The sequence below is a fragment of the Acidovorax sp. DW039 genome (genome assembly GCF_037101375.1).
Taxonomy (GTDB): Bacteria; Pseudomonadota; Gammaproteobacteria; order Burkholderiales; family Burkholderiaceae_C; genus Acidovorax.
In genome coordinates this window covers 484,273-499,348 of record NZ_AP029019.1, presented here as the reverse complement: position 1 = coordinate 499,348, position 15,076 = coordinate 484,273, and the positions used below count along the sequence as shown (strand labels likewise).

Here is a 15,076-nt window from a genome sequence, read left to right as displayed (position 1 = left end):
ACAGTACTCACCTAAAAGTCCGCCAATTCTGTATGACGAAGGTATATAAAGACTGAGCCCCCTAGAAAGAGCAAAGACTTACTATCATTTAATTTTCAACTGTCGCTCCAAAGTGTTAATCCGTCGAAAATTTGCTATATCACCTTGTTTACAGGACCATTGGCGCGTTCGATTTGCGCAATGCATAAAGATTCACCGAAATCAATAGACGTACTTGAACCGCATTCCTCCTTTGTGCTGGGTAATTCAAAGGAGAACTCATCGGACGAGAGCCGTTGGTCGCCGCCCGCGGTATTCGCCAGAGCAACGCTCACCGCACCACCGCCCCCACCCACTCATCCACCTCCTCCGCCACCTGCCGCGCAGCCGCAGCCAGTGCCCGCGTTCCCCCCGCTGCGTCGGGCGTGGGTGCAGGCTTTTGCACGATGAAGACGCGCTGGCCCAGCAGGGTTTCGCCTGCGGGGGTGGGGTCTACCAGGGTGGCGCGCAGGCGCAGCAGGCCGGTGCTGTCGGTGGGGGCGGTGAAGACGTGGCTGAATTCCTCCAGCTCGATGCGCAGGACGGCGGGCAGCTTGCCGCCGCGGGCGGTGTCGCGGGCCTGGGCGGCGGCGTCGGCGTCTTGCAGCACGGGGCGGCGCTGGCCCAGTTGGGTGCGCAGGGCTTGCTGCACCAGTTGCACGGGGGGTTGCGTCCAGCGGGCCAGGGTGTAGGGGCGCAGTTGCTGGGCGTCGGCGTAGGCCAGGCGGTATTGCACGGCGGTGCTGCCTTCCACCAGGCCGGTGGCTTCTACATCGGCCAGGGCGATGGGGGGCAGGGGCGCGCGGCGGTCTGTGGCGGTGTAGCTGGTGGGGCCGGGGCCAAAGTCATACGACACGGGGCGGTTGGGGGCGGCGGGCAGTGCGCCACAGCCTGACAGGAGCATGGCCACCAAAACACCCGCAGAGCCCGCTGCATAAGCGCGAGCAGCTACGCTTTTGGTAGCAATGTGGCGTTGGCGGGCAGAGGGTGTGTGCATGGTGTGCGCCTTGGGTGAGGTCGTTTGGAGGGGCCTGTGAGTGGTACGGGGCGGTGCGGTGTGCAGGGATTCAAAAATGCCATGCGGCTCAGCGCTGGTCAGCGCTGGTCCGTGGGCAGCACGAAGCCGGGCTCGCCGGGGCCGGGGGGCAGGCGGCCGCTGCCGTAGATGAAGAGCTGGGGGTTGTCGCTGACGGCGCTGGCGGCCAGGCCCATCTGGCGCACGGCGCGGGCCGTTTCGTCGGCGGCGCGGTTGATGCTGGGCAGGGTGGATCGGCTGAAGTTGTCGGCCGCGGTGGCCAGCACCTGGGTGCCGTGGGATAGCTGGTCGATGGCGCCGCCCTCTTCGCTCAGGCGGCGGGCGGTGACGCCCAGGTCTTGCGCCAGGGTGGTCACGCTGTTGCCCGCGTTTTGCAGGGATTGCATGGTTTTGCGTGCGTCTGCAGCCAGGGGCGGCAGCGATGCCAGGGCGGGGTCGAGCCGGTTCTGCACCACGGCATCCACGCGCTGGGTCAGCATATTGACGCTGCTGGCGGCCTGGCCGATCTGCCCCAGCGCCTGGGTGATGCGCTGCTGGTTTTCGTCGCCCAGCAGCTGGTTGATACGGCGCGTGGCTTCTTCCACCTGGGCGAGGATGTTGGGGGCCTGCTCAGCCAGGCGGCCAAAGGGCGAGGGCTTGAGCGTGAGGCGTGGCAGGCCGCTGGGGCCCTCGGGTAGCGGCGGCAGGGGCTGGGGGGCGTCGTCCAGCAGCACATGGGCCAGGCCGGTCACGCCCTGGTAGCCCAGGGTGGCAAAGGTGGTGGGGCTGACGGGGGCGTTGTGGTTGACGGCAATGCGCACCAGCACGTTGCCGGGCACCTGCGGGTCAAACCCGATGCGCTGCACCTTGCCCACGGCCACGCCTTTGTAGCGCACGGCGGCCTGGGGTTGCAGGCCGCTCACGCCGTCGCGGGTGGTGAGTTCGTACAGGTCGTAGTTGGCGTTGTCGCGAGTGAGCCAGATGGCCAGCCCGGCCAGCAATGCGGCCACGATGATGACAAAGGTGCCTGCAGCCAGGGCGTGTGATTTGTTTTCCATCAGGTTTCCTTGAAGGGCGCGGCGGCGCTGGGCGTGTTGCCCGGTGCAGGGGGCTGCAGCGGGGCCATGGCGCGCTGGCCGCGTTCGCCCATGAAGAAGTGTTCGATGAACGGGTGCTTGAAGTGGGCCACCTCGTGCGGCGGGCCGGTGACGATGACTTTTTTATCGGCCAGCACGGCCACGCGGGTGCTCAGGGCAAACAGGGTATCGAGGTCGTGCGTGACCATGATGACGGTGAGCCCCAGGGCCGAGCGCAGCTCGCGCACCAGAGCGCAGAAGTCGTCCGAGCTGCTGGGGTCGAGCCCCGCAGTGGGCTCGTCGAGCAGCAGCAGGGGCGGGTCCATGATGAGGGCGCGGGCCAGGGCCACACGCTTGACCATGCCGCCCGACAGATCGGCAGGCATGCGGGTGGCGTGCTCGGGCTTGAGGCCCACCATCTGCAGTTTGACCAGGGCTGCGGCGCGTACCAGGTCTTCGGGCAGGGTGCCTTGCTCGCGCAGGGCAAAGGCCACGTTGTCGAGCACGTTGAAGGCCGAGAACAGCGCACCGTGCTGGAACAGCATGCCCACGCGACTGGCCGCGCCTTCGCGCCCCATTTCTGATGCAGGACGACCCAGCACGGTGACGCTGCCGCGCGTGGGCTGGGCCAGGCCCAGAATCTGCCGCAGCAGCACGGTTTTGCCGGTGCCCGAGCCGCCGACGAGCGAGAGCATCTCGCCGCGCTGCACGGTGAATTCCAGGTCCTGGTGCACGGCAAAGGCTTCGGTGCCTTTGCCGAACACGGTCCACAGGCCTTTGGTTTCGACAATGGGCGGCTCTTGGGTGGGGGCGTGGACAGGGGCGCGGTTGGGCACGGCGACAGGTTGCGGCATGGATGCGGACGAAGGGGCGCGCTGAACATCGGTCATGGCTCAGATCCCCACGTTGCGGAAGGCCACGGCAAACACCGCGTCCACGATGATGACCATGGTGATGGAGGTGACCACCGATGCCGTGGTGCCCTCACCCAGGCTCTGGGTGTTGGGCTTGACGCGCAGGCCCCAGTGGCAGCCGATGAGGGCAATGAACGCCCCAAACACCACCGACTTGGCGACGGCCAGCCCCAGGTTGCCGATCTTGACCGCAGCAGGCAGGGCCTGCACAAAGTAAGAGGGAGAAATGCCCAGCGTGATGTCTGCCGCCAGCATGCCCCCGGCCAGCGCGGCCAGCGTGGTCCACACGCTGATGAGCGGCATGGCCAGAGCCAGCGCCAGGGTGCGCGGCATGACGAGCCGAAAGCCGTGCGGTATGCCCATGACGCGCATGGCGTCCAGCTCTTCGGTCACGCGCATCACGCCAATTTGCGCGGTGATGGACGAGCCCGAGCGCCCCGCCACCAGAATGGCGGCCAGCATGGGCCCCAGCTCGCGGATGAGCGAGATGCCCAGGATGTTGACGATGAAGGATTCGGCCCCGAACTGGCGCAGCTGCAGGCTCATCAGGTAGGCCAGCACCACGCCAATCAAAAAGCCCACCAGCGCAGTGATGGGCAGCGCCGTGGCCCCCATGCGGTACAGGTGGCCCGACACATCGCGCCACGGGGCACGGCGCGGGTTGCGCAGCAAGCGGCCCAGGTCCAGCATGAGCTGGCCCAGCATCTGCACGCCGTGGCGGGCATGGTCCAGCCCATGCAGCACCAGCACGCCCAGGTGATCTATCTGGTCAAACAGGCGCCAGGGCGCGGGCGCAGGTGGGTCTGCCACGGTGAGCTGGGCCACGCGCTCCAGCAGGGTGCGCTGCAGGTCGGTCAGGGCCAGCCGCGCAGGCCAGGCACGGCCCCAGTGGTTCCACAGCAGTTGCGCGCCCACATGGTCCAGCCACTGCACCTCGCGCAGGTCCCAGCCCAGCTGGGGGGTGGGGGCGCTGTCCTGCAGCTGGCTGCGCAGCAGCTTCCATTGCCTGCGCGTGCCCAGCTCTGCAGCCCCCCAGCGGCCCTGCAGCTGCGCGCACGGCCCTTCGGGCGTGTGGGTGCGGACGATGCAGGGGGCAACGCTGTCAGAGGTCATGGTAGGGGCGGCATCAGCCACCGGGCTGGGCAATGGAGAGAAAGGATGTCCTGAACGACAGAGCCAAGCATGGTAGCGGAGCCGGGCGCGGCCCTTGACACATTCTTGCCACGATTGCATGCAATTTTTATCAAACAGGCCTCCAGCGCTTGATGAATAAGCGCAGGCAGCTATTTTTTTAATAGCACTTGGCAATTACCCCATCGACAGAAGGCTGCCGCTCAGCACAATGCGCCGAGACAGTTTCCGTTGATCTTCCGTTGATTTCGGGCCACCCATGAGCGACACCCAGTTTGACTACATCATCATCGGCGGCGGCACCGCAGGCGCGTTGCTGTGCAACCGCCTGAGTGCCGACAGCCGCCACCGCGTGCTGCTGATCGAGGCGGGCCGCAAGGACGACTACCACTGGATTCACATCCCCGTGGGTTATCTGTATTGCATTGGCAACCCGCGCACCGACTGGCTCTATCACACCGAACCCGACGCAGGCCTGAACGGACGCACCCTGCGCTACCCCCGAGGCAAGACGCTGGGGGGGTGCAGCAGCATCAACGGCATGATCTACATGCGCGGCCAGGCCCGCGACTACGACCGCTGGGCCGAGCTGACCGGGGACGCATCATGGCGATGGGAGAACACCCTGCCCTTTTTTCGCCGCCACGAGGACCACTGGCGACTGGACCAGCCAGACGGCGTGAATGAAAACTTCAAACGCCTGCACGGCAACAAGAGCACGGGCAGCACGGGCGAGTGGCGCGTGGAAAAACAGCGCCTGCGCTGGGACATTCTGGACGCCTTTGCCCAGGCCGCCCAGCAGGCGGGCATCCCAGCCACCGAAGACTTCAACAGCGGCACCAACGAAGGCGTGGGCTACTTCGAAGTCAACCAGAAAAGCGGCTGGCGCTGGAACACGGCCAAGGCCTTTTTGCGGCCCACCTGCTACGGGCGGCCCAACTTTGAGATGTGGACCAGTGCGCAGGCGGCGCAGCTCATCATCGAAACCCAGCCCGATGGCAGCCGCCGCTGCACAGGCGTGAAGGTGTGGGACGGCCAGCAGATGGTGACCGCGCAGGCCAGCCGCGAAGTGGTGCTGAGTGCGGGGGCCATCAACTCGCCCCAGTTGCTGCAGCTCTCGGGCATCGGCCCTGCGGCGCTGCTGCGCCAGCATGGGCTGGATGTGGTGGCAGACTTGCCGGGCGTGGGGGCCAACCTGCAAGACCATTTGCAGATCCGCTCGGTGTTCAAGGTGCGCGGGGCGCAGACCCTCAACACCATGGCCAGCTCGCTGCTGGGCAAGGCCAAGATCGGGCTGGAATATGCCTTCAAGCGCAGCGGCCCCATGAGCATGGCCCCCTCGCAACTGGGTGCCTTCACACGCAGCAGCGACGACCAGCCCTACCCCAACATCCAGTACCACGTACAGCCGCTGTCACTCGATGCGTTTGGTGAGCCTTTGCACAGCTTTCCGGCCTTCACCGCCAGTGTGTGCAACCTGAACCCCACCAGCCGCGGCACGGTGCAGATCAAAGGCCCGGACTTCCGCACCGCGCCCGCCATTGCACCCAACTACCTCAGCACGCCAGAAGACCGCAAGGTGGCGGCCGACAGCCTGCGCGTGACACGCCGCATCGTGGCCCAGCCCGCCCTCGACAAGTACCGCCCCGAAGAGTGGAAGCCCGGCGTGCAATACCAGACGGATGCGGACCTGGCCCGGCTGGCAGGCGACATTGCCACCACCATCTTCCACCCCGTGGGCACCACCAAAATGGGACACGACCACGACCCCACCGCCGTGCTGGACAGCCAGCTGCGCGTGCGCGACGGGCGCGGTGGCGTGGTGGCAGGCCTGCGCGTGGTGGATGCAGGGGCCATGCCCACCATCACCAGCGGCAACACCAACTCACCCACGCTGATGCTGGCCGAGCGCGCTGCAGCGTGGATGCTGGAGGCGCAAAAGGCGGGGCGCTAAGAGCGGTTCACACACCCCTGCGAAGCGGCCCTGGTCAGGTGTTCCGTAGCAGGCAGTACATCGGGTACGACAAGACGGAACAACGACGCCAGGGGGAGGTGTGTTGGCCGCGCTCAGCGAATGCCGCCCACGTAGCGCCGGGCCTGCGGGTGCAGTGAGGCCAGGGCCTCAGCCACCACCGCGGGGGTTCGCTCTGCCGTCCTGGCGGCGGCTGATGCTGCTGCGGCAGCCACCTCGCGCGCGGTGCGGCGGGCCTCTGCGGCAAACACATCCTGCATGCAGGCCTCCAATTTGTCGGCCCAGTCGGCCAGTTCGGGGGCCTGGTCCTGCTGTGCGCGCTCGCGGGCAAAGCGGATGACTTCACGCGCATAGGCGCCGTTGCTGGCCATCCATTCCGTGTCTGTCACCCGGCCGGTCTTGCGTCTGAGCAGCACATGCAGATGCGCGGCAATGGCAAGTTTCTCGCTCTGGCTCATATGTCTCAATCTCCTCGCCTTGGGACTTGCCCCACACGGGGGCAGACAGGGGATGGATTGCACAACACGTGCCAGCGCAGCCTTGCGCAAACGTTTGCCCCAACTTGGTTGGCCACGCGGCCGAGCAGGATCGAAACTGGTGCAGCCCGCACCCTCCGGGAAACCCCCAATGCACCAGGGGTGGGCGGGAGTTACATTGTGGTTACTCAACGGGGTGCTGAGGCATCTCAGATGAGGGGACCGAGGAGACAAACCCTTTACACCAACTACCAAACAAGCACCCAACGAGGTGCGCAAAAGTTTTCGAAGCGCTGGCGATCCCAGCGCTTTTTTTTGTGCTTTTGCAGGCGTGAAGGAAGTGGGAGAGACCTCGCAGCCCTCGGTTTTGCCTCGGCAAAGCGCGCCTGCCCAGCACTGACCCAGGCGCTTCCCCAGGCTCTTGCGCAGACGTCCGGCGCTACAAAAACCATAACAGCCATAACAGGCAGCATGCCAAAATCCGGCGATGGAATGGATTTTTATCACCTTCGCCTCGCTGCTGGCAGGCTTCATTGACGCCATCGTGGGCGGTGGCGGCCTGATCTTGACGCCCGCCCTGTTTGCCGCTTTTCCGGGCGCAGCCCCCGCCACGCTGTTTGGCACCAACAAGGGGGGATCGGTGTGGGGCACCGCCATGGCCACCTGGCAATACAGCCGCCGCGTAGAGATGCGCTGGAGCGCCCTGCTGCCCGCCGCCCTGGCAGGGTTTGCCGGCGCGTTTGCCGGTGCCTGGACGGTAACTGCCATCTCGCCCGACTTCTTGCGCAAGGTGCTGCCCCTGGTGCTGCTGGCCGTGCTCGGCTACACGCTGGCGCGCAAAGACCTGGGCAGGCACCATGCCCCGCGCTTTGCGGGCCGCACCGAAGTGGTGGTGGCCTGCCTGGTGGGGTTGTGCATAGGCTTTTACGACGGCTTTTTCGGGCCGGGCACCGGCAGCTTCTTCGTCTTCCTGTTCGTGCGGCTGCTGGGATACGACTTTCTGAACGCATCGGCTTCCGCCAAGCTGCTCAACTGCGCCACCAACATTGCAGCCATCACCCTCTTCGCCTTCAAGGGCCACGTGTGGTGGCACTACGCAGCCACCCTGGCCATTGCCAACGTGGTGGGCAGCATGGCAGGCACGCACATGGCACTCAAGCACGGCACCGGCTTTGTGCGGGGCATTTTCATTGTGGTGGTGAGCAGCCTGATCCTGAAAACGGGGTACGACGCCTTTCTTCGCTGAAGTCAGCAAGGGAGTCAACGCGGGGGCGCACTGGCATTGGCTTTGCTTGGAAGGTTGTGGTGGGTCAAAAAAAGCTTGACCCGAATGCGACACTAGGGTTGTCCTGCGTGCCGATAAAAAGCACGGTCATCCTATAATTTGTTGCCATTTGATGACGAGCCCCATCGCTGACCGCGATGCCTCGTGATCCCACGTTCCGGCTTGCCTACCTGCATGCCGGATTTTTTTGTACCTGAAACACCCCTAGCAGGATCTCGCCATGAAACTGTTGAAGACCGTTGTTACCGCCGTGGCGCTGTGCGCTGCCTTTGTTGCCCAAGCCCGCACGCTGGACGAAATCAAGAAAGACGGCAAGATCATCATGGCCACCGAAGGCCAGTTTGCCCCCTTCAACTACTTCAAGGGCACCCAGCTGACGGGCTTCGAAGTCGAAGTGGCCGAACTGGTCATCAAGAAGATGGGCCTGAAAGTGGAGTGGAAGACCCTGGGCTTTGACGCCCTGCTGACCGGCCTGGCCCAGAACCGCTGGGATGCCGTGATCGCCTCGCACGGCGTGACGGAAGAGCGTGCCAAGGCCGTGACGTTTGCCAACCCCCACTACTGCTCGGGCGGCATGATCGTGGCGATGGACGAAAAGATCCGCACCGCCAAGGACCTGACGGGCAAGGTGGTGGCTGTGCAGACCGGCACCAGCTACCTCACCAACGTGCAAAAGCTCGCTGGCGTGAAGGAAGTGAAGAACTTCCCCCAGGACACTGACGCCCAGCGCGCCCTGATCTCCAAGCGCGTGGACGCCTGGGTGAGCGACAAATTCGTGGCCAAGGAAGCCGCAGCCAAGAATGCCAAGGCAGGCTTCAAGCTGGGTGACATGCTGTTCATCGAGCGCATCGCCCCCGCCATGGCCCTGGGCAACACAGGCCTGGCCGATGCATGGAATAAGGCCTTTGCCGAAGTGCTGGCCGATGGCAGCTACGCCGCCGTGTCCAAGAAGTACTTCAACGAAGACGTGCGCTGCAACTGATCTGTAGCGACAAGGGGGGCCAGCAGAGCAAGGCGTGACAGCGCCATGGCACTGGCCGACCCTCAGGTGCGCAGGGGGCAAGCCCTCTGCGCACCTTTTGTTTTTGCTGGCACACTCCGCACCTCGAATTGCGCGCCGTTGTGCCGCTGAACTGATTCAGAACTGAGACCGGACGGTCATTCCATTCATGCTTATCGCCCTTTGGCCCCAAACCTGGAGCCGCCAGCAGCGCAGCAATGCCACACTTGTCGCCGCGCTGGTGGTGATGGTGCTGGCGCTGTCCCTGCTGGGCCAGCTGCTCTCGTTTTTCCCTGAGCCCATTGGCTCCAACGCGCAAGCTTTCTCGGAAGGCGCACGCACCACGCTGTGGCTGACGCTCATCAGCGGTGCAGTGGGCCTGGTGCTGGGCACCGTGGCAGCGCTGGCACGCACCGCGCGCTGGGCTGCCGTGCGGTGGGTGGCCAGCTTCTACATCTGGGTCATCCGTGGCACCCCGCTGCTGGTGCAGATTCTGTTTGTGTACTTTGCCCTGCCCGTGCTGGTGCCGGGGCTGAACCTGCCTGACTTTGCCGCTGCCGTGGTGGCGCTGGGCCTGAACGTAGGGGCCTACAACGCCGAGGCGCTGCGCGCCGGGCTGCTGGCCGTGCCGCGGGGGCAGACCGAAGCCGCCAAGGCGCTGGGCCTGGGTCGCATGCATGTGTTTCTGGATGTGGTGTTCCCCCAGGCGTTCAAAATTTCGCTGCCCCCGCTGGTAAGCAACTTTGTGGCGCTGCTCAAGGATTCATCGCTGGCCTATGCCATTGGCGTGGTGGAGCTGACCAACGTGGGCAACCGCATCCAGTCGGCCACGTTTCAGCCGATTGCCACACTGACCACGGTGGCCGTCACCTACCTGCTGCTCACCACGCTGGTCACGCAGATTTCCAACGCGGTGGAGTACCGGTTTGACGTGGAGGGCCGCAACAAATGAACCCCAACGTTTCACCCAAGCCCTACATCGTTGCCGAAGGCGTGTGCAAGTCGTTCGGCTCGCACCAGGTGCTCAAGAATGTCTCCACCGTGTTCCACACGGGGGAAGTGACGGTGATCATCGGTGCCTCGGGCTCGGGCAAGAGCACCCTGCTGCGCGCCATCAACCGGCTGGAGCCCCACGACAGCGGGCGCATCACCATCGACGGCGTAGACGTGTGTGACGACCACGACACACTGCAGCGCCAGCGCTGCGAAGTGGGTATGGTGTTCCAGCAGTTCAACCTGTTCGGCCACATGAGCGTGCTGGACAACGTGACGCTGGCCCCCCGCCGCATTCGCCACACGCCCCGTGCGCAGGCCAATGAAGAGGCCATGCAGCTGCTGCGCCGCGTGGGCATGCAGGACCACGCGCACAAATACCCCTGGCAGCTTTCAGGCGGGCAGCAGCAGCGGGTGGCCATTGCGCGCGCCCTGGCCATGCAACCCAAGGTGATGTTGTTCGACGAGCCCACCTCGGCGCTGGACCCCGAGATGGTCAAAGAGGTGCTGGACGTGATGCGCAGCCTGGCGCGCGGGGGCATGACCATGATCGTGGTCACCCACGAAATGGGTTTTGCCCGCGAAGTGGCCGACCGCGTGATGTTCTTTGACCAGGGCCGCATCGCCCACGATGCGCCGCCCAAGGAGTTCTTCAGCAACCCGGCCAACGACCGCATCCGGGCGTTCCTCGGGCAGGTCAGCCACTGAGCCGAAAACACCAGGCACAGCGGCAACGCACCACACCGAGGGCCGCCGGGCAACTGGCGGCCCTCTTCGTTTTTGGAAACTGAATGGGAGGCGCATCGCAATGCGTACTGAACGTGGGGGCCTGATAGCCCTGCTGGTGGTCACCATGGTGTGGGGCACCACCTTTCCGGCCATGAAGCTGCTGTCGGCTCAGCTCGATGCGCTGCAGATCATCTGGCTGCGCTTTGCCATTGCTCTGCTGGTGCTCGCCCCGCTGTGGCGCGGCATGCGTCGGCATGAGCGCACCTGGGGCTGCGCGTTGGGACTGCTGCTGTTTCTGGCGTTCTGGCTGCAGATTGAAGGCCTGGCCCGCACCAGCAGCAACCGCAACGCCTTCGTCACCGGGCTGAACGTGCTGGTGGTGCCGCTGATTGCGATGCTGGCACTGGGCCGCCGCTACGGCTGGCAGCTGTGGGCAGCCTGCGCCATGGCTTTTGGCGGCATGGCGCTGATGTTCCACGAAAACGAGCCCTGGAACCTGGGCGATACGCTGACCCTGGCCAGCACAGTGTTCTATGCGCTGTACATCCTGGCTTTGGAAGAATGTGCGCGCCGCACCAGCGCCACCCCGCTGCGGGCCACGCGCATGGCGGCCGCGCAGGCACTGGTGATGTGCGCCGCCGCCACCGTGCTGCTGTGGGGCCGCGATGGGCACATGGACTGGCTCCCCGCCTTGGGCCGCCTGGATGCCAGTGCCTGGATGGCCTTGGTGTACCTGGGCCTGCTGGCCAGCGTGGTGGTCGTGACGCTGCAAGCCTGGGGCCAGCAGCGGGTGGACGCCATGCGCAGCGCCATCGTCTTTGGGCTCGAACCTGTCTTTGCGGCGCTGACCGCGTGGTTCCTGCTGGGTGAAAGCCTGGGCTGGTCGGGCATGGCCGGAGCGGCACTGATTGTGAGCGCACTGGTGGTGAGCCAGCTGCAGCCCCCTGTCCCGAGTGCAGCTGATGGTTCTTAGCCCAAATAGCTGCCAGCACTTGATAATCAAGCGCTGGCAGCTATCAATAATATAGCGATTACCTTCAATGAGCCTCGTTAAACCTGGGTGACCAGGCCCGTCATCTTGATCACCTCCATGTCGCGACCTTTGACGGAGGCCAGTTCGGAGCGCAGGCGGTCGTTATTCCAGCGATCATCGGGCGCACCGCTGATGTACCAGTTCGATCCGTTGTCGGCCAGGAACATGCCGTAGGTTTTGAGCGCCGTGAGAATGGCCTTGGCTTCGGCGCTGAAGGTGGCAGGGATGGCAAAGCTGGCCTTCAGCCGCACACGCATGCCCATGGGCGGCAGATTGGCATCTGTGCTGGAAGATGCGTAATGCGTAGCGGGCGGCACGAACGCCCGGCGGGTGCGCGCTGCGGTGAAGCGCAAGGCGTGGCGAATGCCACCCGCCCCCAGCGCGGCTTCGTCATACCGCACCAGCCCCGGAAAAATGGGCAGCCCAGCGGCATCGGCACTGGTCCAGCCGCTTTTGGCGGTGGGGCGCACCGTGTTGCTGTCCAGATGAAACACGGCCCCCACGTCCGCCTGCCAGCGGTCCCCGCGCGCAAATGCCCGGCCCAGCTCATAAAGGCGCTGGTTGTCCCGGTCAATGACCAGCACGTGCCGGTCGCCATCCTGCCAGGGAGCACCCTCGACCGGGGCATCCAGGGGGATGGGGAACGGGCCAGGGTCGCTTTCGTCACCATAGGCCAGATACTCCACCGCCACCTTGGCCTGCTGACCTGAGACCACGCGGTACGGAATCCCGATGGGAGCCCCGTCCCACAGCCCCGATCCAAAGTCGCGGTACAGCCCCGTATCCGCGCCGATGCTTGCAATCAGGCGATCGGAGTTGGGGTCTACCTCGGCAGCGCTGATGTCGGTGTTCCAGGGGTTGTCGGCAGGAAACGGAAGCGCTCCGTTCAATGCGGCACCTGCCCCCAGGCTGGCGCGTGAAAGGTTGCCGTAGACCACACCTCCAGAGGGCGGCGCAGTGGGCGTGCCTGGGTTGGTGGGGTTGGTGGGGTTGGTGGGGTTGGTGGGGTTGGTGGGGTTGGTGGGGTTGGCCGGATTGTCTGTTCCGCCGCCTCCCCCGCCGCAGGCGGACAGCAAAAGAACAGGAAGGGCCTCTAGGACCCGGCGGCGTTGGCGTTGCATGTTTTTCTCCGGAGTGGGTACAACCGCCCCGACAAATCAACCTCTGATGGAAGCCGCGCGTGACTCAAAACAGTGGAGCGATGCGTGGCCAGACAAGGGCTACAGGGGCAGGACCGGGCGGATTGTCCAGGGAACGGCACGCAAAACCTGTGAGCAGGTGTTAGCGCACACCTACAAGCAACACTGAAGAAAACTGACTTTTGGGGGAAGTTCAGATACCCCTGGGAAGGCGTCATGGCGTCGACTGATCAACGCTTCGCACTCGCCAGGCACCTGTTCAAGGGAAGACTGCTGAGCCAGCCTTGCTTGCCAGCAGCCCAGGGATTCAAGGCGCCGTCAGGGTGATCTCGTCCACCCGGCGCGGTTTGCCGATGGGCGCTGAGGCGACCCCTTTGCGCACCGCGGCAATGTCCTCTTCGCTGGGGTATTCGCCCTGCAGCCAATAGTCGAACACGCGGCGGGCAATGGGTGCGGCATTGGCAGCACCAAAACCGGCGTTTTCCACAATCACGGCCACAACGATCTGCGGATTTTCAGCCGGGGCAAATGCTGCGTACAGAGAATGGTCACGCTGGTGCTCTTCCAGCAGCTTGGCGTTGTATTTGACGTTCTGCCCCAGGCTCACGGCCTGCGCCGTTCCGGTCTTACCCGCCGATGTGTAGGCAGCGCCCGCAAACACGCGGGTGCCGGTGCCGCCCTTGTTCACGGCCACCAGCGCATTGCGCACGATTTCCACATTCTTGGGCTTGAAACCCAGGTTCACCCCCGGCTGCTGCGGCACGGGCGTGAGCTCACCCGTCACCGTGTCCTTGACGGCCTTGATGAGGTGCGGGGTGTAGCGCGTGCCGCCATTGGCCAGCGTGGCCTCGGCCACCGCCAGTTGCAGCATGGTGAAGTTGTTGTAACCCTGTCCAATGCCCAGCGAAACGGTCTCTCCAGGGAACCAGCGCTTGAGTTCAGGCCGCTTGTAGGTGTTGCGCTTCCACTCAGTACTCGGCAAGGTGCCACGCACTTCGCCACCCAGATCAATGCCGGTGAGCTGCCCGAACGTGAGGGGCTTCATGAAGTCGTGGATGGTGTCCACGCCCATCTCCACGGCCAGCGAATAGAAGTAGGTGTTGCTCGAAAACTGGATGGCGCGGTGCATGTCCAGCGCGCCCAGACCCCCCTCGTGGCTGCGGAAGGTGCGGCCGCCGAAGGTGTAAAAGCCAGGGTCGTTGATGATCATGCTGGGCGAGCGTTTGTTCAGCTCCAGCGCGGCCATCGCCATGAAGGGCTTGTAGGTGGAGCCCGGTGGATACAGCCCGCGCAAGGCCCGGTTGAGCAGCGGCTTGTCAATGGATTCATTGAGTGCCGTCCAGTTCTCGACATCAATCCCCTCTACAAACAGGTTGGGGTCGAACGTGGGCTTGCTCACCAGGGCGAGCACTTCGCCATTGCGCGGGTCGATGGCCACCAGCGCGCCCCGCCGGTCACCAAACAGGTCTTCCACCATTTTCTGCAGCTTGATGTCCAGCGAGAGCATCACGCTATGGCCGGGCGTGGCCGGGCGGCTGGCCAGCTTGCGCACCGCCCGCCCGCCCGCAGATGTCTCCATCTGCTCCACGCCGGTGACGCCATGCAGGGCTTTCTCAAAACTCTGCTCCACGCCCAGCTTGCCGATGTATTCGGTGCCGCGGTAGTTGCCCTCGTCGTCGGCATCCTGAATGCGCTGCTTCTCGTTCTGGTTGATCCGTCCGATGTAGCCGATGGCATGGCTGCCTGTCTCGCCCAAAGGGTAGTTGCGAAACAGCCGTGCCTTGATCTCCACGCCTGGAAAGCGGTACTGCTGCGCTGCAAAGCGCGCCACCTCATCATCACTCAGGCGGGTGCGAATGGGCAGGGATTCAAAGTTGCGCGACTCTTCCATCAGCCGCTTGAAACGACGCCGGTCGCGCGCGTGGATGTCCACCACCTTGGCCAGCTCATCGATGGTTTCGTCCAGAGGGGCAGCGCGCGAAGGGGTGATCTCCAGCGTGTAGGCCGCGTAATTGGTGGCCAGCACGACGCCGTTGCGGTCCAGAATCAACCCCCGGTTGGGCACGATGGGCACCACCGCCGTGCGGTTGCTCTCCGCCTGGGCCGCCAAGTCTTCATGGCGCACCACCTGCAACACCAGCAAGCGCGCAACGATGAGGCAAAAAGCCAGAAACACCACGATAGCCAGCACCAGCACGCGCAGGCGCAGGCGCCGCGCATCGACCACTACGTTGCGAATCTCGGTCATGGGCAACCCCTAGCGGCTCCAAGCCACAAAAGGGCGGCCTGCGGTGC

General features: G+C 64.6%; 13 protein-coding genes. 6 read left to right on the top strand and 7 right to left on the bottom strand.

The genetic code is table 11. From position 1 onward, the window contains the following. Window positions 1–310 precede the first annotated feature (310 nt). From AACH87_RS02195 to AACH87_RS02180, 4 genes are all read right to left on the bottom strand, one after another. Entirely contained in the window at window positions 311–1,015 is a 705-nt protein-coding gene (locus AACH87_RS02195; protein WP_338797094.1) for an ABC-type transport auxiliary lipoprotein family protein, read from the bottom strand. 98 nt (window positions 1,016–1,113) lie between these two features. After that, window positions 1,114–2,091: an MlaD family protein gene (locus AACH87_RS02190; RefSeq protein ID WP_338797093.1), complete on the bottom strand. Its 978-nt coding sequence runs from the start codon at window positions 2,089–2,091 to the stop codon at window positions 1,114–1,116. Next, window positions 2,091–2,963 carry an ATP-binding cassette domain-containing protein gene (locus AACH87_RS02185; RefSeq protein ID WP_338798826.1) on the bottom strand — a complete coding sequence of 291 codons (873 nt, stop codon included), beginning with the start codon at window positions 2,961–2,963 and terminating at the stop codon, window positions 2,091–2,093. The genes AACH87_RS02190 and AACH87_RS02185 overlap by 1 nt, the downstream gene beginning before the upstream one ends. Before the next feature lie 39 nt (window positions 2,964–3,002). Beyond that, window positions 3,003–4,136 carry an ABC transporter permease gene (locus tag AACH87_RS02180; RefSeq protein ID WP_338797092.1) on the bottom strand — a complete coding sequence of 378 codons (1,134 nt, stop codon included), beginning with the start codon at window positions 4,134–4,136 and terminating at the stop codon, window positions 3,003–3,005. A 277-nt stretch (window positions 4,137–4,413) separates the two neighbouring features. Between AACH87_RS02180 and AACH87_RS02175 the strand changes: the two genes are divergently transcribed. Continuing rightward, complete coding sequence (locus tag AACH87_RS02175) at window positions 4,414–6,108, top strand: GMC family oxidoreductase N-terminal domain-containing protein (RefSeq protein ID WP_338797091.1); 1,695 nt, start codon at window positions 4,414–4,416, stop codon at window positions 6,106–6,108. A 113-nt stretch (window positions 6,109–6,221) separates the two neighbouring features. Here the strand turns inward: AACH87_RS02175 and AACH87_RS02170 are convergent, their stop codons facing one another. Beyond that, window positions 6,222–6,584, bottom strand: a complete 363-nt coding sequence (locus AACH87_RS02170) for a hypothetical protein (protein WP_338797090.1) — start codon at window positions 6,582–6,584, stop codon at window positions 6,222–6,224. A gap of 505 nt (window positions 6,585–7,089) precedes the next feature. Here AACH87_RS02170 and AACH87_RS02165 point away from each other — a divergent pair. The 5 genes from AACH87_RS02165 (at window position 7,090) to AACH87_RS02145 (ending at window position 11,582) form a co-directional block, all read left to right on the top strand. Next, window positions 7,090–7,848, top strand: coding sequence for a TSUP family transporter (locus AACH87_RS02165; RefSeq protein WP_338797089.1), 759 nt, complete (start codon window positions 7,090–7,092; stop codon window positions 7,846–7,848). Window positions 7,849–8,107: 259 nt separating this feature from the next. After that, window positions 8,108–8,869 (top strand): ABC transporter substrate-binding protein, encoded by a 762-nt coding sequence (locus tag AACH87_RS02160; protein ID WP_338797088.1) that lies wholly within the window; start codon window positions 8,108–8,110, stop codon window positions 8,867–8,869. Between the two features lie 187 nt (window positions 8,870–9,056). Then, complete coding sequence (locus AACH87_RS02155; RefSeq protein WP_338797087.1) at window positions 9,057–9,839, top strand: amino acid ABC transporter permease; 783 nt, start codon at window positions 9,057–9,059, stop codon at window positions 9,837–9,839. Then, complete coding sequence (locus AACH87_RS02150) at window positions 9,836–10,588, top strand: amino acid ABC transporter ATP-binding protein (RefSeq protein WP_338797086.1); 753 nt, start codon at window positions 9,836–9,838, stop codon at window positions 10,586–10,588. Before AACH87_RS02155 ends, AACH87_RS02150 begins: the two co-directional genes overlap by 4 nt. Window positions 10,589–10,688: 100 nt before the next feature. After that, window positions 10,689–11,582 carry a DMT family transporter gene (locus AACH87_RS02145; protein ID WP_338797085.1) on the top strand — a complete coding sequence of 298 codons (894 nt, stop codon included), beginning with the start codon at window positions 10,689–10,691 and terminating at the stop codon, window positions 11,580–11,582. Between the two features lie 77 nt (window positions 11,583–11,659). On the opposite strand, the gene AACH87_RS02140 is transcribed toward AACH87_RS02145, so the two are convergent. Together AACH87_RS02140 and mrdA are read right to left on the bottom strand one after the other, a co-directional pair. Beyond that, window positions 11,660–12,763 carry a hypothetical protein gene (locus tag AACH87_RS02140; RefSeq protein ID WP_338797084.1) on the bottom strand — a complete coding sequence of 368 codons (1,104 nt, stop codon included), beginning with the start codon at window positions 12,761–12,763 and terminating at the stop codon, window positions 11,660–11,662. A gap of 325 nt (window positions 12,764–13,088) precedes the next feature. After that, window positions 13,089–15,029, bottom strand: coding sequence for a penicillin-binding protein 2 (gene mrdA / locus AACH87_RS02135; protein ID WP_338797083.1), 1,941 nt, complete (start codon window positions 15,027–15,029; stop codon window positions 13,089–13,091). Between the last annotated feature and the right edge of the window lie 47 nt (window positions 15,030–15,076).

Coding starts and splice junctions, on each gene's coding strand:
- AACH87_RS02195 (WP_338797094.1), bottom strand. CDS start 1,015: ATGCACACACCCTCTGCCCGCCAACGCCACATTGCTACCAAAAGCGTA.
- AACH87_RS02190 (WP_338797093.1), bottom strand. CDS start 2,091: ATGGAAAACAAATCACACGCCCTGGCTGCAGGCACCTTTGTCATCATC.
- AACH87_RS02185 (WP_338798826.1), bottom strand. CDS start 2,963: ATGCCGCAACCTGTCGCCGTGCCCAACCGCGCCCCTGTCCACGCCCCC.
- AACH87_RS02180 (WP_338797092.1), bottom strand. CDS start 4,136: ATGACCTCTGACAGCGTTGCCCCCTGCATCGTCCGCACCCACACGCCC.
- AACH87_RS02175 (WP_338797091.1), top strand. CDS start 4,414: ATGAGCGACACCCAGTTTGACTACATCATCATCGGCGGCGGCACCGCA.
- AACH87_RS02170 (WP_338797090.1), bottom strand. CDS start 6,584: ATGAGCCAGAGCGAGAAACTTGCCATTGCCGCGCATCTGCATGTGCTG.
- AACH87_RS02165 (WP_338797089.1), top strand. CDS start 7,090: ATGGAATGGATTTTTATCACCTTCGCCTCGCTGCTGGCAGGCTTCATT.
- AACH87_RS02160 (WP_338797088.1), top strand. CDS start 8,108: ATGAAACTGTTGAAGACCGTTGTTACCGCCGTGGCGCTGTGCGCTGCC.
- AACH87_RS02155 (WP_338797087.1), top strand. CDS start 9,057: ATGCTTATCGCCCTTTGGCCCCAAACCTGGAGCCGCCAGCAGCGCAGC.
- AACH87_RS02150 (WP_338797086.1), top strand. CDS start 9,836: ATGAACCCCAACGTTTCACCCAAGCCCTACATCGTTGCCGAAGGCGTG.
- AACH87_RS02145 (WP_338797085.1), top strand. CDS start 10,689: ATGCGTACTGAACGTGGGGGCCTGATAGCCCTGCTGGTGGTCACCATG.
- AACH87_RS02140 (WP_338797084.1), bottom strand. CDS start 12,763: ATGCAACGCCAACGCCGCCGGGTCCTAGAGGCCCTTCCTGTTCTTTTG.
- mrdA (WP_338797083.1), bottom strand. CDS start 15,029: ATGACCGAGATTCGCAACGTAGTGGTCGATGCGCGGCGCCTGCGCCTG.